This window comes from Tabrizicola sp. YIM 78059 (genome assembly GCF_004959785.1).
GTDB lineage: Bacteria > Pseudomonadota > Alphaproteobacteria > Rhodobacterales > Rhodobacteraceae > Tabrizicola > Tabrizicola caldifontis.
Genome location: NZ_SJZH01000005.1, coordinates 178,266 through 205,071 on the forward strand (window position 1 = coordinate 178,266; position 26,806 = coordinate 205,071).

Sequence of the window (26,806 nt, forward strand, 5' to 3'; positions counted from 1 at the left end):
CAAGGATCTGGCAAGCGGGATCCGCCATGGCGCAGGCCGACCGCCGCGGCTGCGACTGTCTGCTTGCCGGCCTGCGCCTGAAGGCTTTCCGGGCAAGGCCATGCCTACCGACCGGCGGACATGGCCGGCCTCAGTCCACGTCCTCGATGTCGCCGCGCTTCTTGCCGCTGGCATTCAGGGCCAGCGTCGCCTGCATGAAGCCGTCCAGATCGCCGTCAAGCACCCCCTGCGTGTCGGACGTCTGATACCCCGTCCGCAGATCCTTGACCATCTGGTAGGGTTGCAGCACATAGGACCGGATCTGGTTACCCCAGCCAGCCTCGCCCTTGTTCTCGTAGGCTTCGTTGATCGCGGCGTTCCGCTTGTCCAGCTCCATCTGATACAGCCGCGACTTCAGCGCCTTCATCGCGATGTCGCGGTTCTGGTGCTGCGACTTGAGGGACGAGGTGACGACGATCCCCGTCGGAAAGTGGGTGATCCGAACGGCAGAGTCGGTCTTGTTGACGTGCTGGCCGCCGGCACCGCTGGAGCGGAAGGTGTCGATGCGGATGTCCTTGTCCAGCACCTCGATCTCGATGTTGTCGTCCACCACCGGATAGACCCAGACGGAACAGAAAGACGTATGCCGCCGCGCCGCGCTGTCATAGGGCGAGATGCGGACAAGGCGATGTACCCCGGCCTCGGTCTTCAGCCAGCCATAGGCGTTGTGGCCAGAGATCTTGTAACTGGCCGACTTGATGCCCGCACCTTCGCCTTCGGTCTCGGACTGAAGCTCGACCGTATAGCCGTGCTTTTCCGCCCAGCGGACATACATCCGTGCCAGCATGGCTGCCCAGTCGCAGCTTTCGGTGCCGCCTGCACCGGCGTTGATTTCCAGAAAGGTATCGTTGGCGTCGGCCTCGCCGTTCAGCAGGGCCTCCATTTCCTTGGCGTGGGCAGTCTTGACCAGATCGGCCAATGCCTTTTCCGCCTCGGCCACGATCTCGGCATCGCCCTCGGCCTCGCCGAGTTCAATCAGTTCGACGTTTTCCTTCAGCCCGCGGTCGATCATCTTGTAGCCATTGACGGCATCCAGCAGCGCCTGGCGTTCGCGCATGAGCTTCTGCGCGCGGGCCGGATCGTTCCACAGATCCGGCGCCTCGATCATGGCGTCGTATTCCTCCAGCCGGTGCGGCGCGGTCTCCCAGTCCATCCGCTGAGCCAGAAGCTTCAGCGATTTCTGGATCGCTTCGATGTTGGCTTGGGTCTCGGCGCGCATCTTCGGGTCGTGTCCTGAGGTTTCAGCGGGCGGTCATAAGGCTTTGGCCGCGCGCCGGCAAGGGCGCGGGCAGCGCCAGGGGGGATGGGTCAGTACAGGCCGCCAGAGGAAACCGTGCCGAAATCGGCCTTCTTCGGCACGACGACGGTCTGGCCCTCGGCATTGGTTACGGTGGTGCCACTGTCACCCTCGCCCTCGCCATAGGCGAAGAGCGGCAGGTTCGAACCCATTGCAAAGCCGCCATCCACCATCGCCCCAAGGCCGAAGATCGGCGTCTCGCCTTCGCGGAAATATTCGGCCACCACATGATCGCCGGTCGCATCGTCGGGCAGCGGCTGGCCGGTAAAGCGGTCGATCTTGATGAAATAGCCACCTGGCGGCACGGCAAACTTGCCGCCGCCATATTTCTTGATCGCTTCCCGCATGAAGCTTTCGAACACCGGCCCGCAGAAGCCCCCGCCCGAGGCGCCAGCCATGGTGCGCGGCTGATCATAGCCGATGTAGCAGCCGGCCGCGATGTTCGAGGTGTAACCGATGAACCAGACGTCCTTCGAATCGTTCGTCGTCCCGGTCTTGCCCGCCACCGGGACCGGCAGGTTGATGCCGCGCGCCGTGCCGCGCTGGACGACCCCCTCCATCATGCTGGTCAACTGATAGGCGGTGATCGCGTTCATCACCCGCTCGCGGTTGGTGCGGATGGTGACGCCCCTGCCCTGCGGCAGATCGGCGGCGCTGCAGTTTTCGCAGACGCGCTGGTCGTGGCGATAGATCGTCCGGCCGTAGCGGTCCTGCACCCTGTCCACAAGCGTTGGCTCGACCCGCTCGCCGCCATTGGCGAACATGGCATAGGCCGCGACCATCTTGAACAGCGTCGTTTCCTGCGCCCCCAGCGAATTGGCAAGGAACGGGCCCATCCGGTCATAGACCCCGAAGCGCTCAGCATAGGCCGCCACCGTCTGCATGCCGATTTCCTGCGCGATGCGCACGGTCATCAGGTTGCGGCTCTGCTCGATGCCGGTGCGCAACGGCGTGGGGCCGTAGTATTTGCCCGAGGCATTCTTCGGCGTCCAAAGACCCTGCGGCGTGTCCACCTCGATCGGCGCATCGACGACGATTGTCGCCGGGGTAAAGCCCGAATCCAGTGCCGCGGCATAGACGAAGGGCTTGAAGCTCGACCCAGGCTGCCGCGTGGCCTGTGTCGCCCGGTTGAACACCGAATCCTGATAGCTGAACCCGCCCTGCATCGCCAGAACCCGGCCCGAGTTCACGTCCATGGCCATGAAGGCACCCTGCACCTCCGGCACCTGGCGCAGCGACCAGCGCCGGAAGGTGCCATCGTCGTTTGTCACCGCGCGAACCAGAACCACATCGCCGACCTCGACCAGATCGCCGGCGACCTTGGCGCGCGGCCCCAGCGTCCCGTCGGCGCGGCGTTTGCGCGCCCAGGTCACATCCTCGGCGGGGATGAAATGGCCGTCCTCGTCCTCGGCGACGCCCTCGATGCCGATGCGCGCGCTGTTGCTGCCAACCTCCAGCACGACGGCCGGAAACCAGGTGGCCACGTCGCGCGGCACCTCGACCTCCGCCAGAGCGGCGCGCCAGTCGGCTTCCGAGGTCAGCCGATCGGCCGGGATCTTCTTGCCGGTTCCGCGCCAGACCCCCTGGGATCGATCGTATTTCTCCAACCCCTCGCGCAGGGCCGCGGCGGCGGCGGCCTGAAGATCAGGGTCTACCGTAGCGCGGATCGTCAGACCGCCCGAAAAGAACTCTTCTTCCCCGAAGGTGCCTGAAAGCTGGCGCCGGATTTCGTCGGTGAAGTAGTCTCGCGGCGGCAGCGCCTCGCGGAATGCCTCGTAGTGGCCGCCCTGGACCGTCAGCAGCGGTTCGTTGCGCGCTGCCTCATAGGTCGCGTCGTCGATGTAGCCGTTGTCTCGCATCTCGCGCAGCACATAGTTCCGCCGGGCGATGGCTTCCTTTTCCTGGCGGACCGGATGCAGGTTGCCGGGCCTTTGTGCCAGCGCGGCCAGATAGGCGACCTCGGCAACCGACAGCTGCGCCAGGGTCTTGTTGAAATAGGTCTGCGCCGCCGCCGCCACGCCATACGAGTTCTGACCGAGGAAGATCTCGTTCAGATAGAGTTCCAGGATCTTTTCCTTGCTCATTGCGCCTTCGACGCGGGCGGCCAGGATGATTTCCTTGATCTTGCGTTCCGCCGTCCGGTCCGAAGACAGCAGGAAGTTCTTCATCACCTGCTGGGTGATGGTCGAGGCACCCCGAACCCGTTCGCCCCGCGTGCGCACGGCCTCGACCACGGCCGCGATCATGCCGCGCGTGTCATAGCCGTGGTGGGTATAGAAGTTCTTGTCCTCTGCGCTGATGAAGGCCTGCTTCACCAGATCGGGGATATCCTCGGCTGGCACGAACAGGCGGCGTTCGCGGGCGAATTCGTCGATGATCTCGCCTTCGCCGGAATAAATGCGGCTGATCGTGGCAGGCGTGTATTGCGCCAGGCTTTCATAGCTGGGCAAGTCACGGGAATACATGTAGAAAATGCCGCCCAGCGTGAGCGCGGCAAAGACCAGGCCCAGCGTCACCGCCGAAAAGATGCCGCCCAGAACATTGCCGACGAAACGAAGCACGCGCGCCCCCGCAGATTGCCAGCCTCCCCTATACCAGACGCCGGGGCCCGTCAAAACCTTGACCGGTCACTTTTTCAGCAGCAGCGGGCTTTTGCGCCGATGCCGGGCGCACTCAGGGGGCAACCAGTGCGCGCAGTTCGGCATCCTCTTGTGCCCATGCCACCAGGGCGCTGCGCAGGGCCTCGGCCATCTGGGCCCGCCACTTTGCATCGGTAAGCCGCGCAAAGTCGCGTTCCGATGACAGGAACCCCAGTTCCAGCAGAACGGAAGGGATATCGGGGGATTTCAGAACAGAGAAGCTGCCGGTCTGGCGCGGCCGGCGATGCATCCGCAGACCTTCCGCCCGGATCGCTTCCACGATGGCACCGGCCAGTCTATCGGTCCTGGGCGAGGTTTCGGTGCGGGCCATGTCCATGAGCACCTGCGCTACCACGTCATCCTGATCCGACAGGTCAAGTCCCGCCAGAAGATCGTCGCGGTCGTGCCGTTCGGCGAGCGCCGCGCTTGCGGCATCTGTCGCCTTCTCGTCCAGCGTATAGACCGTAGCCCCGATCGCATCGCCCTGCGCCAGAGAATCGGCGTGAAGCGATATGAACAGGTCGGCGCGGGCATCGCGCGCCACCGAAGTCCGGGTTTCAAGCGGCACGAAGATGTCTTCCTCGCGGGTCATCACAACGCGGAAGCGGCCGTCCCGGACAAGCACCTCCTTCAGCTCACGCGCGAAGGTCAGCATCAGTGCAGCCTCGGTATGGCCCTCACGCTCGGCCCCGGGGTCGATGCCGCCGTGGCCGGGATCAAGGACCACGGTGATCGGCCCGGCGCCTTCAGGCAAGGGGGGCGGCAGGTCGGCAGCGGCAGGCGCCACCCATTCGGGCAGCTCCGGCTGGGCGGCAAGCGCGGCAAAACTTTCCGGGTCGGTCGCGGCCAGCCGCACCCGGATTGCCGTGCCGCCTTCGGTGGTCATCTCGGACGACACGATCCTGCTGGGTGCGGACATCTCGACCACCAGCCGGGACCAGCCCGGCCGGAAGCTGCCCGCCCGCAACGCAACCAGCCCTTCGGGCAGGTCAAGATCGGCCGCGCCGGTCCAGTCCACCTCACGGGTGTCGATGACCAGACGCGGCGGCCCGTCAAGGAAGCGCATCCGCCACGGAACGGGCTGGCTGAGCGACAGCACAAGATCGACCTCATCCCCCGACCGGGTGACCGACGAGGCCGCGCGGTCAAGGCGGGCCAGCGCCGAAAGCCCCTGCGCCTGCACCGGCAGGACCAGCGAAAGCAGCAGAAGAACGGGCCAGAGGGCGCGGAACGGGATCGGCATGGCTGGACTTATTCCCGCCCGGAAAGGAAAAGTAAATTCCGCACCGCAAGGCCATCGGCACCGTTCACAAACCGGCGATGGGCAATGCCCTGCCTTGATCTTTGCCGGCAGCCACCGCATCCTCCGCCCGACGACGCAGGGGTGTCCTTGTCTTGCATCCCGCCGCGAGCAGAAAGGATTACCCATGCGCCGCCTTGCCGCCATCGCCGCCCTGGCAACCGGCCTTCTTGTGCCGCCCGCCGTGGCCGAGATCACCGACCTTGATCGTGCTGCCCTGCGCGAAGAGATCCGGGCCTATCTTCTGGAAAATCCCGAAGTGCTGATCGAGGCGATGAACGTGCTGCAAACGCGCGAGCAGGACGCCATGGCGCAGCGCGACCTGATGCTTCTGGCCGAAAATGCCGACGCAATCTTTGCCAGCCCCGATGACTGGGTGGGCGGTAACCCGGACGGCGACGTGACGCTGGTGGAATTCATGGACTACCGCTGCGGCTACTGCCGCAAGGCCTATGCCGAGGTGGCGGAGCTGGTGGAATCCGACGGCAACATCCGCTTTGTCGTGAAGGAATTCCCGATCCTGGGTGAGGCCTCGCTACTGTCTGCGCAGTTCGCCATTGCCGTCCGGCAGCTGCATGGCGATGCCGCCTACGAGACAGTGCATGACGCCCTGATCGCCCTGCGGGGCGAGCCGAACACCGAAACGCTTTCCCGCCTGGCAACGGATCTGGGCCTTGATCCACAGCCGATCCTGGATCGCATGGGTTCGGAGGAGGTGATGGCGGTCATCAAGGCGAACCATGCACTGGCCGACACGCTGGAGATTTCAGGGACGCCGACCTTCGTGCTGAAGAACATGATGCTGCGCGGCTACATCCCGCTGGATGCGATGCGAAACATCGTGGCCGAAGTGCGGGCCGACGGCTGAAGCGACAAGGCAGCACGCGTGCCGCCCTGAGACAGCCGCCCGGCGGTAGCCTGCGTCTAGCGCCCTGCCGCGTGTTCGGCAACTGGCCGCGCTATTCCGCCGCCAGTTTCTCTGCCGCCTCGATTTCGGCTGCCTTCTTCTCGACCAGTTCGACGATATGGTCGATCATCCGGTCGTTGGACAGCGTATGGTCCTGCTTGCCGGCGATGTAGACCATTCCCTTGCCCGCCCCGCCCCCGGTGAAGCCGATGTCGGTCATCAGGGCTTCGCCAGGGCCGTTCACCACGCAACCGATGATCGACAGGCTGATCGGCGTCTTGATGTGTTCCAGCCGCTTCTCCAGCGCCTCGACCGTCCTGATCACGTCGAACCCCTGCCGCGCACAGCTGGGGCAGCTGATGATCTGCACGCCCCGCGTGCGCAGGCCAAGGCTCTTGAGGATTTCGTAGCCGACCTTCACCTCTTCCACCGGGTCGGCCGACAGCGACACGCGGATCGTGTCGCCGATGCCGAACCACAGAAGGCTGCCCAGACCGATGGCCGATTTCACCGTGCCGGACATCAGCCCCCCGGCCTCGGTGATGCCCAGGTGGATCGGCGCGTCGGTGGCAATGGCAAGCTGCTGGTAGGCTGCCGCCGCCAGGAACACGTCGCTGGCCTTGCAGCTGATCTTGAACTCGTGGAAATCGTTGTCCTGCAGCAGCTTGATGTGATCCAGGGCCGACTCCACCATCGCATCCGGGCAGGGCTCGCCGTATTTCTCAAGCAGATGCTTTTCAAGGCTGCCGGCATTCACCCCGATGCGGATGCTGCACCCGTGGTCCCTGGCGGCCCGCACCACCTCGGCCACGCGCTTCGCGTCGCCGATGTTGCCGGGGTTGATCCGCAGGCAGGCTGCACCGGCCTCGGCCGCCTCGATGGCGCGCTTGTAGTGGAAATGGATGTCCGCGACGATCGGGACCGGGCTCTCGCTGACGATCTTGCGAAGGGCGCGCGTGCTGTCTTCGTCCGGGGTCGAGACACGAACGATGTCGGCCCCGGCGATCGCGCAACGCTGGATCTGTTCGATGGTCGCCGACACGTCCGTGGTCAGCGTATTGGTCATGGTCTGCACGCTGATCGGGGCATCGCCGCCCACCAGCACCTTTCCGACCCGGATCTGCCGCGACTTGCGCCGGTCGATATTGCGCCATGGACGGATCGGATTGTGGGTCATCTTGAAGCCTTGGCTGCACCTTCCCCGAAAGGATAGGGTCTGCCGGGCGCGGCGGCAACCAGCCTGACGCCTCGGCAGATGCTTATTCGGTGGCGCCTTCAGCCGGAGCCAGCGCGCCCGCATCGGCCGTGGCGAAGCGCGCAAGGTCGTCATCGCGACCCGGATCGGCCTGCGCAAAGGTCTGGGTCAGGGTCTCGGCCGACAGCGAGATGTCACGTACCACATTCGCCCCCGGCGCAGCAGGGCCGTATGTCTTACCATCGACGACGAAGTACACGGCACCGGAATTTCCGGTGCGGAACACCGGCGGCTCTTCCAGAGCGGGCACGGCGTAACGTTCGCCTGCATCCAGGATCTTCTCGAACAGGACGGTGCCATCCGCCGCATTCACCCGAACCCAGGCTGGACGCACGGCAAGAACCTCGATGCCCTGCTTGGCTTCGGCCACGACCTGCACATCGCTTCCCAAGGCCTCGGCAAGGGCCGCATCCACGGCCGAGGCCGTGCTGGCCGCGCCCGCCAGAACGCCCGCCTCGCGCGGGTTGATCGCCGCGATCGGACCGTCACGCGAGGTCAGCACCGGAACGTCCAGCGCCTGCGGACGGTAGAGTCGGTCCATCACCTCGGCGGATGCGGTGCCCTTGGCAACCGTTTCCGCCGCGGGACGTGTGGCAACCAGGTTCGTCGCCGCCGGGCCGATACTTTCCAGCGGGTCGATCTGCGCCACGACCTTCGGCGCCTCGTCCACCGGGGCAAGCTGCACGCGTTGCACCTCTTGCAGGACCGACCAGCCACCGTAGCCAAGGGCAGCGATCAGAGCAACAAGCACCGCCACCGAACCAACGGCACCGGGTTCGATCTGCGACCAGACAGCCTCGGCACGCGGAATGAAGGTCGCGTTCGGATTGGCCAGCGGCTCGGAAAATTCGGTCCGCGGGCGGGTCTTGACGATCATCTGCGGTGCCGCAGCCGACGACAGACCGTGCGACACGGTATAGCCGGCCTCTGCGCAGAACCGCTCGAACGCCCACTCCGGGTCCATGCCCAGATAACGCGCATAAGACCGGACATAGCCTGCAACGAAACCGGGGGTCTCGAAGGCCGAAAGGTCGGCATTCTCGATTGCGGCGATGTAGGTGGCCTTGATCTTCAGCTCGCGCTGCACGTCGAGCAGGGACTTGCCCAGCGTGGCACGCTCGCCGCGCATGAGATCCCCCAGCCGCAACTCAAAGTCGTCAAAGCCTTTCGGCTTGTCCTCTTCGGTTGTCGAAGGTTTCGACCTCCAACCGATCATGTCCGCCCTGTCCCCTTAGGTGCGCCGATTTCGTGAAGTCGCCTTCCCGAACGACTCACTCATTTTTCGTATTGGCGAAACGGTAGCATACGGCAAGGCCTTTTGCACACGCAGTATGGCTCAGGCAACCGCTTCGGCGCGATTCAGCGCACAGTGGCTCCACAGCTCATCCATGGCCTTCACAAGGCGGTCGATGTCCTTCGGACCATGCACCGGAGACGGGGTGAACCGCAGCCGTTCCGTGCCCCGCGGGACGGTGGGGAAATTGATCGGCTGGACATAGATTCCATGCCGTTCAAGCAGCATGTCCGAGATCAGCTTGCAGTGCACAGGGTCGCCGACATGGACCGGCACGATGTGGCTTCCGTGGTCTATGATCGGCAGCCCCATGGCCTTCAACCGTGCCTTCAGGATCCTTGCCTGCGTCTGATGCTGTTCGCGCAGCGCCTGTCCACCCTGCCCTTTCAGGAAGCGGACCGAAGCCGCCGCCCCCGCCGCCACCGTCGGCGGCAGCGAAGTGGTGAAGATGAACCCCGGCGCGTAGGAACGCACGGCATCCACCATCTTCGCACTGGCGGCGATATACCCGCCGAACACGCCATAGGCCTTGGCCAGGGTGCCGTTGATGATGTCGATGCGATGCATCTGGCCGTCGCGTTCCGCAACACCTGCCCCGCGCGGGCCATACATGCCGACGGCATGCACCTCGTCGATATAGGTCAGCGCGCTGAATTCAGCCGCCAGATCGCAGATTTCCGCGATCGGGCCGAAGTCGCCATCCATGGAATAGACCGATTCGAAGGCGATCAGCTTCGGCGCCTGCGGGTCGTCCCTGGACAGCAGCTCGCGCAGATGGGCCACGTCGTTGTGGCGGAAGATACGCTTCTCGCCGCCCCCGCGGCGGACGCCCTCGATCATCGAGGCGTGGTTCAGCGCGTCGGAATAGATGATCAGGCCGGGAAAGATCGTCCTGAGGGTGGAAAGCGTCGCGTCATTGGCGATGTAGGCGCTGGTAAAGACGAGAGCGGCCTCCTTCCCGTGCAGGTCGGCCAGTTCCGCCTCCAGCCGCTTGTGATAGACCGTGGTGCCGCTGATGTTGCGCGTGCCACCCGAACCTGCGCCGGTCGCGTCAAGCGCCTCATGCATCGCGGCCAGCACATCGGGGTGCTGCCCCATCCCAAGGTAATCGTTGCCGCACCAGACCGTGATGTCCTTCTGCGTGCCGTCCGGCCTGGTCCAGACCGCGTGCGGAAACTGGCCCTTCCGCCGTTCGATGTCGATGAAGGTCCGGTAGCGGCCTTCGTCGTGCAGGCGTTGCAGGCTGGCCTCAAGCGCGCGCTCGTAATCCATGGTCTTCCTCGGTCCCTTGTGCCCCGATCCTGCCGGACCCGCGGGCGTGGTGCCTTGATTTCGGTCAATCGGCCCCGCAGTCCAAGGGGGCGAATTGTCACCCCCTTGTCACGGTCGCGGTGTTCTACCCCAACCCGGCCGCTCTGGACAGCCCCCCGCCGCCTGATAGGCTGCCCGATAATCACAATCCGGAGAGACGACATGAGCCCCGCCCCGCAGATCGACGCCGTGCTGGCACGCATCGACGACACTCTGCCCGAAAGCCTCGAGCGGCTGATCGAGTTGCTGCGCATTCCCTCGATCTCGACCGATCCGTCCTACAAGGCCGATTGCGCCCGCGCCGCCGACTGGCTTGTCGCCGACCTGCAATCCCTGGGCTTTCAGGCCCGTGCAGCCCCTACGCCGGGCCATCCCATGGTTGTCGCGCATTGCGACGGACCGGGACGGCACATCCTGTTCTACGGCCACTATGATGTGCAGCCGGTCGATCCGCTGGAACTGTGGCACCGCGCCCCCTTCGATCCCGAGGTGCAGGATACCCCGAAAGGCCGCGTGATCCGCGCGCGCGGGGCATCCGATGACAAGGGGCAGCTGATGACCTTCATCGAAGCCTGCCGCGCCTGGAAGGCCGTGCATGGAACACTGCCCGGCAAGCTGACGATCTTCCTGGAAGGCGAAGAGGAATCGGGTTCGCCATCGCTGGTCCCCTTCCTGCAACAGCACCGGGACGAACTGGCCTGCGACCTGGCGCTGATCTGCGACACCGGGCTTTACGACGAACATACCCCGGCGATCACAACCATGCTGCGGGGCCTTTGCAAGGCCGAATTCACCATCCGCGCGGCGAACCGCGATCTGCATTCCGGCATGTATGGTGGGCTGGCACGGAACCCGCTGCATGTGATGGCGCGGCTTCTGGCGGGCCTGCATGATGGCCAGGGCCGCGTGCAGGTGCCGGGCTTCTACGACGATGTGGACGAGTTGCCCGAGACGCTGCGCCAGCAGTGGCAGGCGCTGGCCTTCGACCACGCTGCCTATCTGCGCGATGTCGGCCTGTCGGTCCCCGCGGGCGAACAGGACCGCACGCCGCTGGAAATGATATGGTCGCGTCCGACCGCCGAGGTGAACGGCATGTGGGGCGGCTATACCGGCGCAGGGTTCAAGACCGTGCTGCCGTCCGAGGCCCATGCCAAGGTCAGCTTCCGTCTTGTCTCGCGCCAGGACCCGGAAAAGATCATCGCCGCCTTCAAGGCCTGGGCCGAGGCACAGATGCCGGCCGACTGCCAGATCTTCTGGCACGGCGGCAGCGACGGCGCGCCGGCCAGCGTGATGGAAATCTCCGACCCCGCCTTCGAGGCCGCCCGCCAGGCCCTGTCCGACGAATGGGGCAAGCCTGCGGCCTTCATCGGCTCGGGCGGGTCGATCCCGGTCGCCGGCTATTTCAAGTCGATCCTCGGGATGGACGCCATGCTGATCGGCTTCGGCAAGGATGACGACAACATCCACAGCCCGAACGAGAAATACGATGTCGAGTCGTTTCACAAGGGTATCCGCGCCTGGGCGCGCATCCTGGCTCGCATCGCATGAGCGTCGAGATCCGCGATGCAACCCCTGCCGACGAGGCCGCCTTCCTGCGTCTCTGGCAGGGGTTTACCGAAGGCTACAACCTGACCCTGCCCGAAGGGGTGACTGCCTTCACCTGGACGCGCCTCATGGATCCGGACAGTCCGCTGAAGGCCAGGCTGGCCTGCCTTGACGGAATTCCGCAAGGATTTGCCATCCACCAGCACCATCCCTCGACCTGGGTGATGGGCGACGACGGCTATCTGGAGGATCTCTATGTCGCGCCCGAGGCGCGGGGCCGGGGTCTGGGCCGGGCACTGATCGAGGATCTGATCGCCATCGGCCGTGCGCGCGGCTGGCGGCGACTTTACTGGCTGACCGAGATCGGCAACACCACGGCCCGGCGCCTTTACGACCAGTTTTGCGAGAATGACGGCCACATCCGCTACCGCATGACGCTCTGACCCGCGTCCCTTGTCGCCCGAACCTTGCCGCCTTGCCGGGCAGCGCCCCGAGCAAGGCGTTCACTGCCCTGCCTAACCTCGTGCCAGGGCCATGCGGGCCAGCTTGGCCGCCAAGAGCAGCCAGGGCGCGGCATGCATCAGCAGATCGAAGATGTCGATGGGACGGACCAGATTGCCCGCGGCAAGCATCTTGAGCTTTTCCCACAGATGCGGCTCGGGCACGAAGGGCGCAAGGCCGAGAGTCAGCGCCGCGATCACTAGGATCGCCAGGGGAAGTTGATCAAGAAACGACATGGTCAGGCCTCCTGGTGCAAGTCCGGCGCCCGGCGGCGCAGACGGGGCGGACCCTGACCCAGACGCCGTTCAAGCGCAATGCAGCCTATTCGCAGCGACGCAGGCGCAGGGACATGCCGTCCATGAAGACCATCTCCAGCATGCCTTCGTCCTCGTCCAGCGTGATCACCGCCGAATCGAAACGGTCGCCGCGACGGTCGCGCACGAACAGGGTCGCCTCGACCCGCCCCACAACGCCGGGCGTCTCGACAAGTCCAGTCACCACGATGGCCGAATCGGCACCCACCATCGTGCCCTCCTTGACCACGAACATCTCGGCCGAGCCGCACTTCGTGCCCTCGGGCGCATAGAGACCATCGAACCCGTATGGCAGATCAACAGCCTCGGCCAGAACGGGCCCGCACACGAGACTCAGCACGACGGCAAGCTTGCGGTGAACCATCCGACACCTTCTGCAACTGCTTCTGGTTTATCCAGCCACAGGAACAAATCGCAAGCCGGTATTCGGGGTCGGGAACGAAATGGCGCGGTGGACGGGGCTCGAACCCGCGACCCCCGGCGTGACAGGCCGGTACTCTAACCGACTGAGCTACCACCGCGCATGGGCGACCGGGACGATTTCAGGAAACTGGCGCGGTGGACGGGGCTCGAACCCGCGACCCCCGGCGTGACAGGCCGGTACTCTAACCGACTGAGCTACCACCGCGCATGGGCGACCGGGACGATTTCAGGAAACTGGCGCGGTGGACGGGGCTCGAACCCGCGACCCCCGGCGTGACAGGCCGGTACTCTAACCGACTGAGCTACCACCGCGCGATCTTTCCTCCGGTCCCCCGGACGTGGGGGGCGTGANGATCTTTCCTCCGGTCCCCCGGACGTGGGGGGCGTGATACTGAACCCCTTCGCCGCCGTCAATGGGCACGACAGCGAAATTTCACCGCTCGGGTGCCGGGATGAATTCCTGGTCATCCCCCGGCGGCAGGCTGAAGCGGCCGTGCATCCAGTCACCCGCACGCCAGGCCTCGCGCGCGGCCTCGATCTTCTCTCGGCTCGATGCGACGAAGTTCCACCAGATAAAGCGCGGCCCGTCCATCGTGGCGCCGCCCAGAAGCATGATCCGCGCGCCCCTGTTGCCTGCCCTGACCGAAACCCGGTCGCCCGGCCGGAAGACCAGCATCCGCCCCGAATCGAAGACCTGCCCGCCGACGGAGACCTCGCCCTCCAGCACATAGACGCCTCGATCCTCGTGATCGTCCGGCAGGGGAATCGCCGCGCCGGGGGCCAGCCGCGCGTCGGCGTAGAAGACCTCGGAGGGCATCTCCATCGGTACGCGCACCCCCCAGGCGTTGCCCAGGATCAGGCGCACCTCCTTGCCCTCGCCTTCCAGTTCGGGCAGCGCGGATTTGGGCAGGTGCACGAAACCCGCCGCGTCTTCCTCGCGGTCCTTCGGCAGCGCCAGCCAGGTCTGAAGCCCGAACATCGACTGAGGGGCCTTGCGGGCCTCGCCATCGGTGCGTTCGGAATGGGTGATGCCCTGGCCCGCCAGCATCCAGTTCACTGCGCCAGGCTCGATCCAGGCGTCGGTGCCAAGGCTGTCGCGGTGGTGCAGGCGTCCCTTCATCAGATAGGTCACCGTGCCCAGCCCGATGTGCGGATGCGGCCGCACGTCGATGCCCTGCCCGGTCAGGAACTCGGCCGGGCCCATCTGGTCGAAGAAGATGAACGGCCCGACCATCTGGCGCTGCGCCGAAGGCAACGCACGGCGCACCTCGAAGCCACCCAGGTCGCGGGCACGAGGGACGATGACGGTTTCGATCGCATCGACGGCGTCGCCGATCGGGATGGACGGGTCAAGCAGCGGGTTCCACATGGGCGGATCTCCTTTGTCTGACAGGTAGGGGCGACAGAGCGGAATTGCACCCCCGAAGCCCCGCGCGAACCCTGTGCAGGGGCGAACACGCGCCGCCACGCTTCCGCGGACAGTGGCCCACGCCTCACCGGGGCAAAGGAGGGGGCCAGGCCCCGCACCCCCGGGATACTTGTGCAGAGAGGAAGGCCGGAAATGCCTCGCGTATCCGTCCGCTCGCGCGACGATTCGGGTGGCAAGACGATCGGATGGGAAATGGTGGGCGGTGAGGGATTCGAACCCCCGACATTCTCGGTGTAAGCGAGACGCTCTACCAGCTGAGCTAACCGCCCCCGCCTTTGTCCCTACCCTTTTGCAGACGGGCAGCGCAAGCCCCGCCGAAATGAAGAAAACGCGCCCAAGGGGCGCGCTTTCGGAAAGGATGGTGGGCGATAACGGATTTGAACCGCTGACATCTTCGATGTGAACGAAGCGCTCTACCGCTGAGCTAATCGCCCGATGTCCGCGCTTTTATTCGTCCTCGCCGTCGTCTGCAAGGGGCTTTCCGGCCGGAACCTTTCCAGTCGGCACGCGCAGTTTCAGTGTCATCGCGCCACCGGTGGATTTCGCGACCCGCAGCTTGCCAAGCGGTGGCAGGACAAGAGTATGACCAGAGGCCAGCGCCGAAGCCATCGCGGCAAGCGTCGCCTCGACCGTCTTCTTGACCTGTGGTTTCTTGCCCCCGGTGGCAGCGGCCGCGCGATCGACCAGGTTCTTGAGCCTCAGGATGCCGACTTTACCGTCTGCCGAGGCAGCCTTCTCGGCGACGGTCAGCGCCGGTTTGGCAGGCTTCGCCGCCGCTGGGGGATTCGCTGCCGGTTTGCCTGCAGACCTGGCCTTGGCCGAGGACTTGGCCGGTTTCATCTCGGGGGTCTTGGACGTGCGCGGTGCCATGATGCCTTCTGAAAGACTCTCGCGTCAGCGCCGAACTGTAGTCGGCGTTCCGTCCCTGTGCCAGCGGCATTGCGACCCTCGCGACAGAAAGGTTTGTCACGCCGAACCTCAAGGGATTAGCCTTCATTGCACGCCGCGAAAGCGCGCGTTTCAGTGACAGGAGTAGACATGCGCAAGGCCCTTCTGTTTTCCACCGCCCTGACCCTGGGCACCCTCAACCCCGCCAGCGCCGGCGGACCAGTGGCGATCCAGGACGAGGTCGAGGTCGTCCAGGAAAAACCCGCATCCTCCAGCGGCGCGCTGATCCCGCTTCTGCTGGTGGCGGCTATCCTGGTCGCCGTCGCCTCGGGCGACGATGATCCGCAACCGCCGGTCGAGGTCAGCGACATCCGGCTCAAGGAGGATATCCGCCGCGTCGGCACGAACCATCTGGGCCTTGGCGTCTACCGGTATCGCTACAAGGGCATGGAGGGCGTCTGGGAGGGCGTGATGGCGCAGGAGGTCGAAGTGATGCACCCCGGCGCCATCAAGCCGCTGCCCTATGGCTACAAGGCGGTCGATTACGCAAAGCTCGGCCTGGAACTGCGCCGCATCGAATAGCACAATGCCGGAAAGGAAAAGGCGCGCCCCATGGGCGCGCCTTCTGCCTGGCTAATGCGCGGTCTGCGCTGGCGGCTGGTTCTGCGCCGCCCTGGCCGCAGCGGCCGCTTCTTCCGCCGCCTCGTCCCATTCCACGGGTTCGGGCTGGCGCACCAGCGCCTGGGCCAGAACCTCGCGCACGTGGCTCACGGGGATGATCTTCAACCCTTGCTTCACGTTCTCGGGGATTTCTGCCAGATCCTTGGCGTTTTCCTCGGGGATGAAAACGGTCTTGATTCCCCCGCGCAGTGCGGCGAGCAGCTTCTCCTTCAGGCCCCCGATCGGCATGGCGTTGCCGCGCAGGGAGACCTCGCCGGTCATGGCGATGTCCTTGCGGACCGGAATGCCCGTCAGCACCGAGACGATCGACGTCACCATGGCCAGACCCGCCGAAGGGCCATCCTTGGGCGTCGCGCCATCCGGAACGTGGACGTGAATGTCGATCGTGTCAAACTTGGGCGGCTTCACCCCGATCTGGGGCGCGATCGAGCGGACATAGCTCGACGCCGCGTCGATCGATTCCTTCATCACGTCGCCCAGTTTCCCGGTGGTCTTCATCCGGCCCTTGCCCGGCAGTTTCAGCGCCTCGATCTGCAACAGATCGCCGCCGACGCTGGTCCAGGCCAGCCCCGTCACCACGCCGACCTGATCCTCCTTTTCGGCAAGACCATAGCGGTATTTCTGCACGCCCAGGTATTCCTCGACCTTCGCCGGATCGACCTCGACGCGCTTGGCCTTGCCCTTCAGGATGTCGGTCACGGCCTTCCGGGCCAGCTTGGCGATCTCGCGTTCCAGGTTCCGCACGCCCGCCTCGCGGGTATAGTAGCGGATGACATGGTTCAGCGCCTCGTCAGTGATGCTGAATTCGCCCTTCTTCAGGCCGTTCGCCTTGATCTGCTTGGGCAGCAGGTGCTGCTTGGCGATCTCGCGCTTTTCATCCTCGGTGTAGCCGGCCAGCGGGATGATCTCCATCCGGTCCATCAGCGGCCCCGGCATGTTGTAGCTGTTGGCCGTGGTGATGAACATCACGTTCGACAGGTCGTATTCGACCTCCAGATAGTGATCGACGAAGGTCGAGTTCTGTTCGGGATCCAGCACCTCGAGCAGCGCCGACGCGGGGTCACCCCGGAAGTCCTGGCCCATCTTGTCGATTTCATCCAGCAGGATCAACGGGTTGGTCGTCTTTGCCTTCTTCAGGGCCTGGATGATCTTGCCCGGCATCGACCCGATATAGGTCCGCCGGTGGCCGCGGATTTCCGATTCATCCCGCACGCCGCCAAGGCTGATGCGGATGAACTCGCGCCCCGTGGCCTTGGCTACCGACCGCCCCAGCGAGGTCTTGCCCACGCCCGGAGGGCCGACGAGGCACAGGATAGGCCCCTTCAGCTTGGTCGAGCGCGCCTGCACCGCCAGGTATTCAACGATCCGTTCCTTGACCTTCTCAAGCCCGTAATGGTCGGCGTCCAGCACCTTCTGAGCGGCCGACAGATCCTTTTTCACGCGGGACTTCACGCCCCACGGCACACCCAGAAGCCAGTCGAGATAGTTGCGCACGACCGTCGCCTCGGCCGACATCGGCGACATCGACTTCAGCTTCTTCAGCTCGGCCTCGGCCTTTTCGCGCGCCTCCTTGCTGAACCGGGTCTTCTTGATCCGCTCTTCCAGTTCGGCGATCTCGTTCTGGCCGTCTTCGCCGTCACCCAGTTCACGCTGAATGGCCTTCATCTGCTCATTCAGGTAGTATTCGCGCTGGGTCTTCTCCATCTGGGTCTTGACGCGCGACTTGATCTTCTTCTCGACCTGCAGGACCGAAAGTTCGCCCTGCATGTGGCCATAGACCTTCTCCAGCCGCTCGGCGATTTCCAGCGTCTCAAGGATCGCCTGCTTCTGGTTCACGTCCACGCCCAGATGGCCTGCCACCAGGTCGGCCAGACGCGCCGGGTCGCGCGTGTCTGACACCGCCGCCAGCGCCTCTTCGGGAATGTTCTTCTTGATCTTGGCGTAGCGCTCGAACTCTTCGCTCACGGCGCGGACCAGAGCCTCGACGGCGGTCTTGTCGCCCTCGGTCTCGACCAGCGGCTCGACCGTCGCCTCGAAGAAAGCGGGGTTGTCCAGGAAGCCGGTGATCCGCACGCGCTGCTTGCCCTCGACCAGCACCTTCACCGTGCCGTCGGGCAGCTTCAGCAGTTGCAGGACATTGGCCAGAACGCCCACGCGGAAGATCCCGTCGCTCTGCGGGTCATCTGCGGTGGGATCCTTCTGCGAGGACAGAAGGATCTGCTTGTCGTCCTGCATCACCTCTTCCAGCGCGCGGACCGATTTTTCGCGGCCGACGAAAAGCGGCACGATCATGTGGGGAAAGACCACGATGTCGCGCAGCGGCAGGACGGGATAGCTTTCGGTGCTCATGTGACTACCTTCACTCGCGGCAACGCGGCGGGGCCCCGACCATCGGCAACCCGGCCCGTTCCGCCTGTTGGCTGTTATTTGTGGTCCCGGCTTTCGGGATTCAAGCGGCGTTCGGAAGGCTCAGTCTGAACCTCTGCGCAGGCAGGGACAAGACCATTTGCGCCGCCTTTGCGATGAGCTGCCCCAGTCAGGCCGCGCATCCACGATCAGCTAAGACCGTCGCGCGCCGAGTTGATGACAGGCTTACACCGATTGGCGGCACTTCCTCGACCAGATCATCAAGAAGCGCCAGGGTTTCCCGGTGGGTAAGCGTCTGCAAGGCGTCAGTCCTTGTCAGCATCGCGTCGCGGCCCAGAACATCCAAGACCGCCTCAAGCGATGCGCGCGCGGCGGTGTCCATGGCCTCTACCATGCGCCGCGCCGGCTGGAAGCTTTCCGTGGAAAGGCCATTCGACAACAGGATATCGTGGTTTTCCAGCAGGATGTGGTAGTAGACCACGTCGTCCTCTGGTTCTGGTGCGCTTGCAAGGGTTCCGATCAGGTGACGGGCCGTGACGAAAGACCTTCGAATGGCCGAACAGAAGCTCGCAGGCGCCACCCTGGACGACGATCCTGTGCTGCGGCGACACGACAAGTGCACGATCCGGGCAGCCGGGCCCGAACGCATTGGCATGAATATGCACCGGGCGCAAAGCAGAGGAAGCAACAGCCTCCTCTCTGGTGTAACGCGACATTCCGATCCAGGCGATGGTGACGGTGCGGTCATCCGCGGTGAGAACACAGTCACCCGCACGCAACGTCTCGACCTTGCGCCGGCCCGATGGTGTCGCAATCTCTGTCCCCATGCCAAAGCAGTAGGGCGGCGGCGTGGTGTTGACATTCTGAAGGGGAATGGCGCCGCTGCCGATAGCGTTCATCTGGGCGAACGTCGCCGGTGGTTGACCAACAACGTAGAAATACTCGCGCACCGTTCCGCCGACCGTCACTCGCAGAAGAAGCACCGTTCGCCCGACAAGGGACGCCGGCACTTGAGAGTTGCTGGGCAGAGTGCCGGAAAGCACCACGGTAAAATTGTAGGAGGTGCCATCGATTATGACTTGGGTATCCGGGTCGGGCAACCCACCATTGTATTCGATATTCAGGTCACCGGCACCGTTGTTGTCGGTAAAGGTAAGTTCCGTGGTCGGCGCCTGATTAGTCCCGATGGGGTTCAGGGTCGCATTGTTGGCTGTGATCGAGTCCTGTCGAGCCCATACAGTAAACGTCCCCACTGCCCGATCTCCCGTTCGACGATCCTTTGCTCGAACAAAACAAGCACGGCCCCCTGCTGTCAACATCGGGACCGATAAGCCTTGCCCGAAAGGCACTCTTACCGAGGCTACTGCGGCCAATCAGTCACATTCCCATGATCTTCCGCCAGTGCCCGCCGATCCCAACGGCATTCGCACACCAAGCCGCTTTGCTGCAGAAGGCGGACAACATTTCACACCCTTTCTGCCTCAATCTTTCCGCAGTCAGATGACACCAAGGCGGCATGAAACCGCGCTTGGATCAGGTCAGGGTAAGGCTGAGGGGAATTGCCGCGCAGCGGCATCGGGCCCTGCGGGTTGCGGTTCTTTCCTTCCTAGCGGGCCTGCTGCTGCACGTCGATCGCACGGGCCATGTGGGCAACCTGCCGATACCGCTGTTCACGGGGCTGCTTTACATGGCATTCGTGACGCCGGCCGCGGTGGCGACAGCACTTCTGCTTCCGGGTCTCACCGCGCTTTCGGATGCCGTTCAGTGGGCGAGGCTGGCTTTCGCAGCGGCGGTCGCGGCCTTTCCCGCCGTGCTGCGTCCGGTTGCCGATCAGCCCCTTCTCGGTGCAACCGTCGTCATTCTGGGCGGCATGGCCATCGTTGCCACGCGCCAGCGCCAGCGGCGCCCGGTCACGGCAACGGCCTAGACAGGCTCCAGGTCGCCCGCCGCGCGCGTTGCATGAAATTCGGCCACGAATGCGGCAAGACGCTGCCCGGCAATCGCGTCGCGCAGGCCCTGCATCAGGGTCTGGTAATAATGCAGGTTGTGCCAGGTCAGCAGCATCGAGGCGATGATCTCGTCGGCCTTGACCACATGGTGCAGATAGGCGCGGGAATAGCCTGTGCAGGCCGGGCAGGTGCAGGCCTCGTCAAGGGGACGCGGGTCGTCCTTGTGTCGCGAGTTGCGCAGGTTCACCTGACCGCGCCGCGTCCAGGCCTGACCGGTGCGACCGGACCGTGAGGGCAGGACGCAGTCCATCATGTCGATCCCGCGTTCGACCGCGCCCACGATGTCGTCGGGCTTGCCCACGCCCATCAGGTAGCGCGGCTTGTCCGCCGGCAGGAAACCCGGCGCATAGTCGAGCACGCCGAACATCGCCTCCTGCCCCTCGCCCACGGCAAGGCCGCCGATCGCATAGCCGTCGAAGCCGATGGATTTCAGCGCCTCGGCCGATTCCTCGCGCAGCTCGCGCGTGACACCGCCCTGCATGATCCCGAACAGCGCATGGCCCGGCCGGTCGCCGAAGGCGTCGCGCGACCGCTGCGCCCAACGCATCGACAGGCGCATGGCGCGCGCGACCTCTGCCTCGGTCGCCGGCAGCGCGGGGCATTCGTCAAAGCACATCACGATGTCCGACCCCAGAAGGCGCTGGATCTCCATGCTGCGTTCCGGCGTCAGCATGTGCCGAGAGCCATCAAGATGCGAGGAGAAGCGCACCCCCTCCTCGGTAAGCTTGCGCAAGGGGCCCAGCGACATGACCTGGAACCCGCCGCTGTCGGTCAGGATCGGTCTCGGCCAGTTCATGAACCGGTGCAGCCCCCCCAGAGCCGCGATCCTTTCGGCCGTGGGGCGCAGCATCAGGTGATAGGTATTGCCCAGCAGGATGTCAGCCCCCGTGGCACGCACGCTTTCGGGCAGCATTGCCTTGACCGTGGCGGCGGTGCCCACCGGCATGAAGGCGGGGGTGCGAATCTCTCCCCTCGGGGTCTGGATCACCCCGGTCCGTGCGGCGCCGTCTGTCGCCGAAATCGAGAAACTGAAGCCTTCGGCCATGGCGGAAACGTCCCCTTTCTGCCGACCCTTTGGGCCAAAACTTCGGAAATGCCAAGCGGAAGACATCCGCAGCACCCACTGCTGCGTATTCCACTTGACGTTCCCGTGCAGTTGTCTATTTGCGTGAATGAACGTTCATTCCCAACCAGGTCACTCCTCAGACATGGCAGGTTTTCCAATCCCCAGCGCGCCGCAAGGCTCTGAAGAACGCACGATGGAGATCCTTGGCTCCATCCGGCAGGCGTTTGCCGAAAAGGGGTTCGACGGGGCCTCGATGCAGGATCTCGCCCGTGCCGCCGGCATGAGCGTGGGCAACTTCTACCGCTATTTTCCGTCCAAGGCGGCCATCGTGCAGGCGATGTGCAGCTACGACCTTGCCGAAATCCAGGCCGATTTCGCGGAAATCCAGACATCGGATCAGCCGATCGCGTGCCTTCGGGAACGGATCCTGTCGCATTTCCACGAGGACAGCCTGAAAGATGGCCAGCTCTGGGCCGAGATCACCGCTGCGGCAATCCGCAAGCCCGAGATCCGTGCCGCTGCCGGCCAGATGGAGGAAACGATCACCCGGCTGCTTTGCTCAATCTTCGCCCGGGTAACCCGCCGCAGTCAGGAGGATGCCTGTGCCCGCTATCTCGGGCAGTGCCAGTTGCTGGTGATGCTGGTGAAGGCCATGGCAACACGCACCGCACAGTGCGGGCCGGCCTCTCCGGCGCTACGGGAACAGGTTGTTGCGGTGATCGACCGGATCCTTGCCGACATTTCCAACGATATTGCAGAAGGCTGACCGCGTGATGCGTTCCTCTCATTTCCTGACACTTGCCTTGTCCCTTGGTCTGGTGCTGCCGGCCCCCATGCTGTTGGCGCAGGAAGCTGCGGCCGAACCGGCGATGTCGTCGCTTCCGGCGATCACCGTGACCGAGGTGCGGTCGCGCACGCTGACCGACCGCGTGATCGCCTCGGGCCTTGTGGCCGCTGTCGAGGAGGTCCAAGTCGCGCCCCTGATCGAGGGCCAGCCGCTGGAAGAATTGCGGGCCGACGTGGGCGATACGGTCGCTGCAGGGCAGGTGCTGGCGGTCCTTTCCCGCACGTCGCTGGAGCTGCAGAAGTCCGAGGCCGTGGCATCCCTGGCAGCCGCTCGGGCGGGAATCGCCCAGGTCGAGGCGCAACTGGTCGAGGCCCAGGCCGCCGAGGCCGAGGCCGTCCGCGTTGCCGATCGCACCGCGCGGCTGCGCGAACAGGGCACCGCCCCGCAGGCGCAACTGGACGCCGCGAACGCGAACGCCACCGCGGCAAAGGCGCGGGTGCAAGTGGCGAAAGAGGCCCTGGAATCGGCACGGGCCCAACTTGCCCTTGCCGAGGCCCGGCTTGAGAACGTGGATCTTATGCTCAGCCGGACCGAGGTGAAGGCACCGGTTGCCGGCAAGATCATTGCGCGCAACGCCAGGCTGGGCGCCATCGCGACGGCTGCGGGACAGCCGATGTTCGTGCTGATCCGCGACGGGGCACTGGAGTTGCGCGCCGATGTATCCGAGGGCGATGTGCTGCGGCTGAAGGAAGGCCAGCCCGCCCTGCTGCGTGCCGTGGGTGTGCCCGATACCCTGTCCGGCATTGTGCGGATGGTCGAACCCACCATCGACCCGGTCACCCGCCTGGGGAGGGTACGGATCCACATCGACGAGCCGGACCGGCTGCGCGTCGGCATGTTCGTCGAGGCAGAGATCGTGGCAGACGAGCATCAGGCTCTGGCGGTGCCGCTGACCGCAGTCGGTTCATCCGCCGAGGGCCCCACGGTGATGCGCGTCCGGGATGGGCTGGTCGAACGGGTGGTGGTCACCACCGGCATTCGCGACGGCGCCTTTGTCGAGATCGTCAACGGTCTTGCGGCCGGCGACCTAGTGGTTGCCAAGGCCGGGGCCTTCGTGCGGGCAGGCGACCGGATCAACCCGGTGCCGGATGCCGGCGCCACCAACTGAGGATCGCATCATGAACTTTTCCGCCTGGTCGATCCGAAACCCGGTTGCGCCGCTTCTGGCCTTCTTCCTGCTGATGGTGCTTGGCTGGCAGAGCTTCAATACCCTGCCGATCACGCGCTTTCCGAACATCGACGTGCCGCTTGTCGCCATCAGCGTGGCCCAGTCCGGCGCTGCGCCGGCCGAGATGGAAAGCCAGGTCACCAAGGAAATCGAGGATGCCGTCGCCGGCATCACCGGGGTGAAGAACGTCACCTCGAACGTCACCGACGGGCTGTCCACAACGGTTGTCGAATTCCGCATGGAGGTGCCCACCGACAAGGCCGTGCAGGATGTGAAGGATGCGGTAGACCAGATCCGTGGCGACCTGCCCGGCGGCATCGAGGCGCCCATCGTCAGCCGGATCGACGTCGAGGGCCAGGCGATCATGACCTTCGCGGTCAGCGCCCCCGACATGACGATGGAGGAAATCAGCTGGTTCGTGGACGACACGGTGACCCGCGCGCTGCAAGGCCGCCCCGGGATCGGCCGCGTCACCCGGATCGGCGGGGCCGACCGGGAAATCCGCGTCGAACTCGACCCGGTCAAGCTGGACAGCTTCGGCGTTACGGCCCAGGCGGTCAGCGCCCAGATCGCGGCGACGAACACGAACCTTGGCGCGGGCAAGTTGAGCCTCGGCTCGGGCGAACAGGTGATCCGCACCCTGGGCGACAGCGGCACGGTCGAGCAATTGGCCGCCACCACTATCGCCCTGCCATCAGGTCGGTTCGTACGCCTGTCCGACCTCGGCCAGGTCATCGACAGTTACGAGGAACTGAAAAGCTTCACCCGCATCGACGGCGAGCCGCAGGTCAGCTTTCTTGTGTTCCGCGCCAAGGGCGCATCGGAGGTCAGCGTTGCCGAGACCACCAACAGCGTCGTCGAGCAGCTGCGCAGGGACAATCCGAACGTCAAGATCACGATGATCGACGATTCGGTGTTCTACACATACGGCAACTACGAAGCGGCGATCCATACGCTGCTGGAAGGGGCGCTGCTGGCGGTTCTCGTGGTGCTGGCCTTCCTGCGCAACTGGCGCGCAACGCTGATTGCGGCGGTTGCCCTGCCCCTTTCTGCCGTGCCGACCTTCTGGCTGATGGACATGCTGGGGTTCTCGCTGAACCTTGTCAGCTTCCTTGCCCTCACCCTTGCAACCGGCATCCTGGTCGATGACGCGATCGTGGAGATCGAGAACATCGCCCGGCACATCCGCATGGGCAAGACGCCCTACCGCGCGGCGATCGACGCGGCGGACGAAATCGGCCTTGCGGTCATCGCCACAAGCGCAACCATCGTGGCAGTCTTCGTGCCGGTCAGCTTCATGCCGGGCATTCCGGGTCAGTATTTCCGGCAGTTCGGCCTGACCGTGGCGATTGCTGTCCTGTTCTCGCTGGCGGTGGCGCGCCTCATCACGCCGATGATGGCCGCCTACCTGATGCGCGCAAAGGATGCCGAGGGGCATCGCGAAAACAGCCATCGCGACGGCTTCATCATGCGTGGCTATCTGGGACTGGTGCGCCTCACCACGCGGGTCTGGCGCTTCCGCAAGCTGCCATGGCTGGGCCTGCCCACCTATTACCTGACCGTCGTGGCCGCCATCGGACTGGTGATCTTCTCGGTCCAGGCGATGCTGGGGGTTCCGGGCAGCCTGTTCCCGCCCGAGGACGAAAGCCGCATCGTCGTTGCCGTGGAGCTGCCGCCGGGCGCTACGCTGGAGGATACCGACCGGACGACCGAGGCGATGCGCCAGGTGGTCGCGGACATAGACGGCGTGAAATCGGTTCTCGTGGTCGGCGGCTCGACCCCGCTGGGTGATCGAGACATCCGGCGGGCAAGCTTCACCATCATCCTGGACCGCCTGGACAACGGGCTAGGCCGCAAGCTTTCCGATCTGGGTCAGAAACTGCCGCTGATCGGCGCCCTGCTGCCAGAGACACCGTTGCAGGGCCGGATCCGGCCGCAATCCGAAATCGAGGAAGAGGTTTTCCTTGCCCTTCGCGCCATCCCCGACGTCCGCGCCTTCAAGGTGGGCGGTCCCGGCGGCGGGTCGCGGCCCTTCAGTTTCGACATCCTGTCCTCTGACGAGGCGGCGCTGAACCATGCGGTGCAGAAGATCGAAACCGCGCTACGGGACGAGCCGATGCTGGTGAATCCCTCGGCCGAGGCCGCCCTGCCCCGTCCCGAGGTGCAGATCACGCCCAAGCTGGAAGAAGCCGCGCGCCTGGGAGTCACGGTGCAGCAGATCGCCAACGTTGTCCGCGTCGCGACGATCGGTGACGTGTCTGCCGCGCTGGGCAAGCTTTCGATCGACAATCGTCTGGTGCCGATCCGCGTGCAGCTTGACGAGGTGTCGCGCGACAGTCTGGCCCGGATTTCGGCGCTGAAAGTGCAGACCGCAAGGGGCCCGGTGCCCTTGTCGGCCGTGGCGACCGTGGAAGTGGGCGAAGGGCCCTCGATCGTCAAGCGGCTGAACCGCCAGCGCGTGGCCACCATCGGCGCCGACATCGCACCGGGCTATGTGCTGGACCAGGCGACCGAACGCTTCATGCAGATCCTGCCGACACTGAACCTGCCGTCTTCGGTCGTGGTGCGCCCCTCGGGTGACGCCGAGATCCAGGCCGAACTGGTCGGCAGCTTCGTCAATGCCATGGTGCTGGGCGTGCTTCTGATGATGTTCGTCCTGATCCTGCTGTTCCACTCGGTGCTGCAACCGCTGACGATCATCTTCTCGCTGCTGCTGTCGGTGGGCGGGGTGGCCGCGGCACTGATCCTGACCCAGAATCCGCTGTCGATGCCCGTTCTTATCGGCATCCTGATGCTGATGGGGATCGTGGCCAAGAACGCCATCCTGCTGATCGACTTTGCCATCGAGATGCGGGCGCGCGGCCTGAAGCGGATCGACGCCGTGATCGAGGCCGGGCACAAGCGGGCGCGGCCGATCGTGATGACATCGATCGCGATGTCGGCCGGGATGCTGCCCTCGGCGCTGGGGGTGGGCGAAGGCGGCGCGTTCCGTTCGCCCATGGCCATCGCCGTGATCGGCGGGATCATCGTCTCGACCGTCCTCAGCCTTGTGATCGTGCCGTCGATGTATCTGGTGATGGACGATCTGTCGCGGCTGCTTTCGTGGGTGCTCGGTCGGTTCATCGGCAGGAAGGAGGCCGAGCCTGAAACCCCCGAGCCGCATGTGCTGGCCGAACGGATCGAGCGCGGGGAGATGGACCTTGCCCTGCTGCAAGGCCGCCTTGCCGCGCTGGAAGCAGCGCTTGCCGCCCGCAAGCCGCGCCCACACGCGGCAGAATGAGGCACCTCCCCCTCCCCCCTTGTGTGTGGGGAGGGGATGGGGGCGTGGGCACTGGTCGCGGCACCCCGCACGATCCCTGACGCTCCCCATTGAAGATCATGGCGGCAGACGATTTGCGATGCAGGTCGGTCAGCAGGCTCTGAAATGGGGACGCGATACGCCCGCCCCCCCCTGTAGGGATCCATGCGCAAGGATGTGTCAGCGGCTGCTTCAATCGGCCCCGAACGCAAAGCTGAGCCGGCAGCT

Annotated in this window: 21 protein-coding genes, 5 tRNA genes and 2 pseudogenes; 8 read left to right on the plus strand and 20 right to left on the minus strand. The window is 64.9% G+C overall.

Features of this window, described 5'->3' with window-relative positions; translation table 11 throughout:
* Positions 1–130: 130 nt before the first annotated feature.
* The 3 genes from prfB to EZM81_RS08990 form a co-directional block, all read right to left on the minus strand.
* On the minus strand, positions 131–1,258 hold the full coding sequence (prfB, locus tag EZM81_RS08980) for a peptide chain release factor 2 (protein ID WP_135448729.1): 1,128 nt from the start codon (positions 1,256–1,258) through the stop codon (positions 131–133).
* Positions 1,259–1,347: 89 nt separating this feature from the next.
* The gene (locus EZM81_RS08985) at positions 1,348–3,897 is read right to left on the minus strand and encodes a penicillin-binding protein 1A (RefSeq protein ID WP_136645477.1); all 2,550 of its coding nucleotides are present in this window, start codon (positions 3,895–3,897) and stop codon (positions 1,348–1,350) included.
* A 112-nt stretch (positions 3,898–4,009) separates the two neighbouring features.
* Entirely contained in the window at positions 4,010–5,218 is a 1,209-nt protein-coding gene (locus EZM81_RS08990) for an N-acetylmuramoyl-L-alanine amidase (RefSeq protein WP_136645478.1), read from the minus strand.
* Positions 5,219–5,402: 184 nt separating this feature from the next.
* Here EZM81_RS08990 and EZM81_RS08995 point away from each other — a divergent pair, with 184 nt between their 5' ends.
* Positions 5,403–6,143, plus strand: a complete 741-nt coding sequence (locus tag EZM81_RS08995) for a DsbA family protein (RefSeq protein ID WP_136645479.1) — start codon at positions 5,403–5,405, stop codon at positions 6,141–6,143.
* Positions 6,144–6,234: 91 nt separating this feature from the next.
* On the opposite strand, the gene ispG is transcribed toward EZM81_RS08995, so the two are convergent.
* From ispG to hemA, 3 genes are all read right to left on the minus strand, one after another.
* Positions 6,235–7,359, minus strand: coding sequence for a flavodoxin-dependent (E)-4-hydroxy-3-methylbut-2-enyl-diphosphate synthase (ispG, locus tag EZM81_RS09000; RefSeq protein ID WP_136645480.1), 1,125 nt, complete (start codon positions 7,357–7,359; stop codon positions 6,235–6,237).
* An 82-nt stretch (positions 7,360–7,441) separates the two neighbouring features.
* A complete protein-coding gene (locus EZM81_RS09005; protein ID WP_136645481.1) occupies positions 7,442–8,653 on the minus strand; it encodes a helix-turn-helix domain-containing protein in 1,212 nt (403 codons plus the stop codon).
* Positions 8,654–8,773: 120 nt separating this feature from the next.
* Entirely contained in the window at positions 8,774–10,003 is a 1,230-nt protein-coding gene (hemA, locus tag EZM81_RS09010; protein WP_136645482.1) for a 5-aminolevulinate synthase, read from the minus strand.
* Positions 10,004–10,204: 201 nt separating this feature from the next.
* Between hemA and EZM81_RS09015 the strand changes: the two genes are divergently transcribed.
* Complete coding sequence (locus EZM81_RS09015; RefSeq protein ID WP_136645483.1) at positions 10,205–11,590, plus strand: dipeptidase; 1,386 nt, start codon at positions 10,205–10,207, stop codon at positions 11,588–11,590.
* Positions 11,587–12,030 carry a GNAT family N-acetyltransferase gene (locus tag EZM81_RS09020; RefSeq protein ID WP_135448737.1) on the plus strand — a complete coding sequence of 148 codons (444 nt, stop codon included), beginning with the start codon at positions 11,587–11,589 and terminating at the stop codon, positions 12,028–12,030. The genes EZM81_RS09015 and EZM81_RS09020 overlap by 4 nt, the downstream gene beginning before the upstream one ends.
* Before the next feature lie 72 nt (positions 12,031–12,102).
* Here the strand turns inward: EZM81_RS09020 and EZM81_RS09025 are convergent, their stop codons facing one another.
* The 9 genes from EZM81_RS09025 to EZM81_RS09065 form a co-directional block, all read right to left on the minus strand.
* Entirely contained in the window at positions 12,103–12,324 is a 222-nt protein-coding gene (locus EZM81_RS09025; RefSeq protein ID WP_135448738.1) for an RND transporter, read from the minus strand.
* An 85-nt stretch (positions 12,325–12,409) separates the two neighbouring features.
* Entirely contained in the window at positions 12,410–12,766 is a 357-nt protein-coding gene (locus EZM81_RS09030) for a hypothetical protein (protein WP_135448739.1), read from the minus strand.
* Positions 12,767–12,846: 80 nt separating this feature from the next.
* A tRNA-Asp gene (locus EZM81_RS09035) sits at positions 12,847–12,923 on the minus strand.
* Positions 12,924–12,953: 30 nt separating this feature from the next.
* Positions 12,954–13,030, minus strand: a tRNA-Asp gene (locus tag EZM81_RS09040).
* A gap of 30 nt (positions 13,031–13,060) precedes the next feature.
* Positions 13,061–13,137: transfer RNA gene (locus EZM81_RS09045), tRNA-Asp, on the minus strand.
* Between the two features lie 121 nt (positions 13,138–13,258).
* Positions 13,259–14,194 carry a pirin family protein gene (locus EZM81_RS09050; protein WP_136645484.1) on the minus strand — a complete coding sequence of 312 codons (936 nt, stop codon included), beginning with the start codon at positions 14,192–14,194 and terminating at the stop codon, positions 13,259–13,261.
* A gap of 253 nt (positions 14,195–14,447) precedes the next feature.
* Positions 14,448–14,523: transfer RNA gene (locus EZM81_RS09055), tRNA-Val, on the minus strand.
* Between the two features lie 90 nt (positions 14,524–14,613).
* Positions 14,614–14,688: transfer RNA gene (locus EZM81_RS09060), tRNA-Val, on the minus strand.
* A gap of 13 nt (positions 14,689–14,701) precedes the next feature.
* Positions 14,702–15,124 (minus strand): HU family DNA-binding protein, encoded by a 423-nt coding sequence (locus tag EZM81_RS09065; RefSeq protein WP_136645485.1) that lies wholly within the window; start codon positions 15,122–15,124, stop codon positions 14,702–14,704.
* A 168-nt stretch (positions 15,125–15,292) separates the two neighbouring features.
* On the opposite strand from EZM81_RS09065, the gene EZM81_RS09070 reads away from it, so the two are divergent.
* A complete protein-coding gene (locus EZM81_RS09070) occupies positions 15,293–15,724 on the plus strand; it encodes a tail fiber domain-containing protein (RefSeq protein ID WP_136645486.1) in 432 nt (143 codons plus the stop codon).
* A gap of 51 nt (positions 15,725–15,775) precedes the next feature.
* Here EZM81_RS09070 and lon read toward each other — a convergent pair whose 3' ends face one another.
* The 4 genes and pseudogenes from lon to EZM81_RS18535 all read right to left on the minus strand — a co-directional run.
* Positions 15,776–18,172 (minus strand): endopeptidase La, encoded by a 2,397-nt coding sequence (lon, locus tag EZM81_RS09075; protein ID WP_136645487.1) that lies wholly within the window; start codon positions 18,170–18,172, stop codon positions 15,776–15,778.
* Between the two features lie 187 nt (positions 18,173–18,359).
* Positions 18,360–18,572, minus strand: a complete 213-nt coding sequence (locus EZM81_RS18530) for a hypothetical protein (RefSeq protein ID WP_248298173.1) — start codon at positions 18,570–18,572, stop codon at positions 18,360–18,362.
* Between the two features lie 78 nt (positions 18,573–18,650).
* Positions 18,651–18,812 (minus strand): annotated as a pseudogene (locus EZM81_RS18755) (hypothetical protein); the annotation flags it as partial.
* Positions 18,742–19,509, minus strand: a pseudogene (locus EZM81_RS18535) (Hint domain-containing protein); the annotation flags it as partial. The pseudogenes EZM81_RS18535 and EZM81_RS18755, both read right to left, overlap by 71 nt.
* A gap of 197 nt (positions 19,510–19,706) precedes the next feature.
* Here EZM81_RS18535 and EZM81_RS09085 point away from each other — a divergent pair.
* The gene (locus EZM81_RS09085) at positions 19,707–20,117 is read left to right on the plus strand and encodes a hypothetical protein (RefSeq protein ID WP_136645489.1); all 411 of its coding nucleotides are present in this window, start codon (positions 19,707–19,709) and stop codon (positions 20,115–20,117) included.
* Here EZM81_RS09085 and tgt read toward each other — a convergent pair.
* Positions 20,114–21,244: a tRNA guanosine(34) transglycosylase Tgt gene (tgt, locus tag EZM81_RS09090; RefSeq protein WP_136645490.1), complete on the minus strand. Its 1,131-nt coding sequence runs from the start codon at positions 21,242–21,244 to the stop codon at positions 20,114–20,116. The genes EZM81_RS09085 and tgt overlap by 4 nt on opposite strands.
* A 163-nt stretch (positions 21,245–21,407) precedes the next feature.
* Here tgt and EZM81_RS09095 point away from each other — a divergent pair, with 163 nt between their 5' ends.
* From EZM81_RS09095 to EZM81_RS09105, 3 genes are read left to right on the plus strand one after another with little or no spacing between them, the layout of a single operon-like run.
* Complete coding sequence (locus EZM81_RS09095; protein WP_136645491.1) at positions 21,408–22,031, plus strand: TetR/AcrR family transcriptional regulator; 624 nt, start codon at positions 21,408–21,410, stop codon at positions 22,029–22,031.
* Between the two features lie 7 nt (positions 22,032–22,038).
* Positions 22,039–23,220: an efflux RND transporter periplasmic adaptor subunit gene (locus EZM81_RS09100; RefSeq protein ID WP_136645544.1), complete on the plus strand. Its 1,182-nt coding sequence runs from the start codon at positions 22,039–22,041 to the stop codon at positions 23,218–23,220.
* A gap of 10 nt (positions 23,221–23,230) precedes the next feature.
* On the plus strand, positions 23,231–26,560 hold the full coding sequence (locus tag EZM81_RS09105) for an efflux RND transporter permease subunit (RefSeq protein WP_136645492.1): 3,330 nt from the start codon (positions 23,231–23,233) through the stop codon (positions 26,558–26,560).
* The last annotated feature ends 246 nt before the right edge of the window (positions 26,561–26,806 follow it).

Coding starts and splice junctions, on each gene's coding strand:
- EZM81_RS08995 (WP_136645479.1), top strand. CDS start 5,403: ATGCGCCGCCTTGCCGCCATCGCCGCCCTGGCAACCGGCCTTCTTGTG.
- EZM81_RS09015 (WP_136645483.1), top strand. CDS start 10,205: ATGAGCCCCGCCCCGCAGATCGACGCCGTGCTGGCACGCATCGACGAC.
- EZM81_RS09050 (WP_136645484.1), bottom strand. CDS start 14,194: ATGTGGAACCCGCTGCTTGACCCGTCCATCCCGATCGGCGACGCCGTC.
- EZM81_RS09005 (WP_136645481.1), bottom strand. CDS start 8,653: ATGATCGGTTGGAGGTCGAAACCTTCGACAACCGAAGAGGACAAGCCG.
- EZM81_RS09065 (WP_136645485.1), bottom strand. CDS start 15,124: ATGGCACCGCGCACGTCCAAGACCCCCGAGATGAAACCGGCCAAGTCC.
- EZM81_RS08990 (WP_136645478.1), bottom strand. CDS start 5,218: ATGCCGATCCCGTTCCGCGCCCTCTGGCCCGTTCTTCTGCTGCTTTCG.
- hemA (WP_136645482.1), bottom strand. CDS start 10,003: ATGGATTACGAGCGCGCGCTTGAGGCCAGCCTGCAACGCCTGCACGAC.
- EZM81_RS09100 (WP_136645544.1), top strand. CDS start 22,039: ATGCGTTCCTCTCATTTCCTGACACTTGCCTTGTCCCTTGGTCTGGTG.
- EZM81_RS09070 (WP_136645486.1), top strand. CDS start 15,293: ATGCGCAAGGCCCTTCTGTTTTCCACCGCCCTGACCCTGGGCACCCTC.
- lon (WP_136645487.1), bottom strand. CDS start 18,172: ATGAGCACCGAAAGCTATCCCGTCCTGCCGCTGCGCGACATCGTGGTC.
- EZM81_RS09085 (WP_136645489.1), top strand. CDS start 19,707: ATGAAACCGCGCTTGGATCAGGTCAGGGTAAGGCTGAGGGGAATTGCC.
- EZM81_RS09020 (WP_135448737.1), top strand. CDS start 11,587: ATGAGCGTCGAGATCCGCGATGCAACCCCTGCCGACGAGGCCGCCTTC.
- tgt (WP_136645490.1), bottom strand. CDS start 21,244: ATGGCCGAAGGCTTCAGTTTCTCGATTTCGGCGACAGACGGCGCCGCA.
- EZM81_RS18530 (WP_248298173.1), bottom strand. CDS start 18,572: ATGGACACCGCCGCGCGCGCATCGCTTGAGGCGGTCTTGGATGTTCTG.
- prfB (WP_135448729.1), bottom strand. CDS start 1,258: ATGCGCGCCGAGACCCAAGCCAACATCGAAGCGATCCAGAAATCGCTG.
- ispG (WP_136645480.1), bottom strand. CDS start 7,359: ATGACCCACAATCCGATCCGTCCATGGCGCAATATCGACCGGCGCAAG.
- EZM81_RS09095 (WP_136645491.1), top strand. CDS start 21,408: ATGGCAGGTTTTCCAATCCCCAGCGCGCCGCAAGGCTCTGAAGAACGC.
- EZM81_RS09105 (WP_136645492.1), top strand. CDS start 23,231: ATGAACTTTTCCGCCTGGTCGATCCGAAACCCGGTTGCGCCGCTTCTG.
- EZM81_RS09030 (WP_135448739.1), bottom strand. CDS start 12,766: ATGGTTCACCGCAAGCTTGCCGTCGTGCTGAGTCTCGTGTGCGGGCCC.
- EZM81_RS09025 (WP_135448738.1), bottom strand. CDS start 12,324: ATGTCGTTTCTTGATCAACTTCCCCTGGCGATCCTAGTGATCGCGGCG.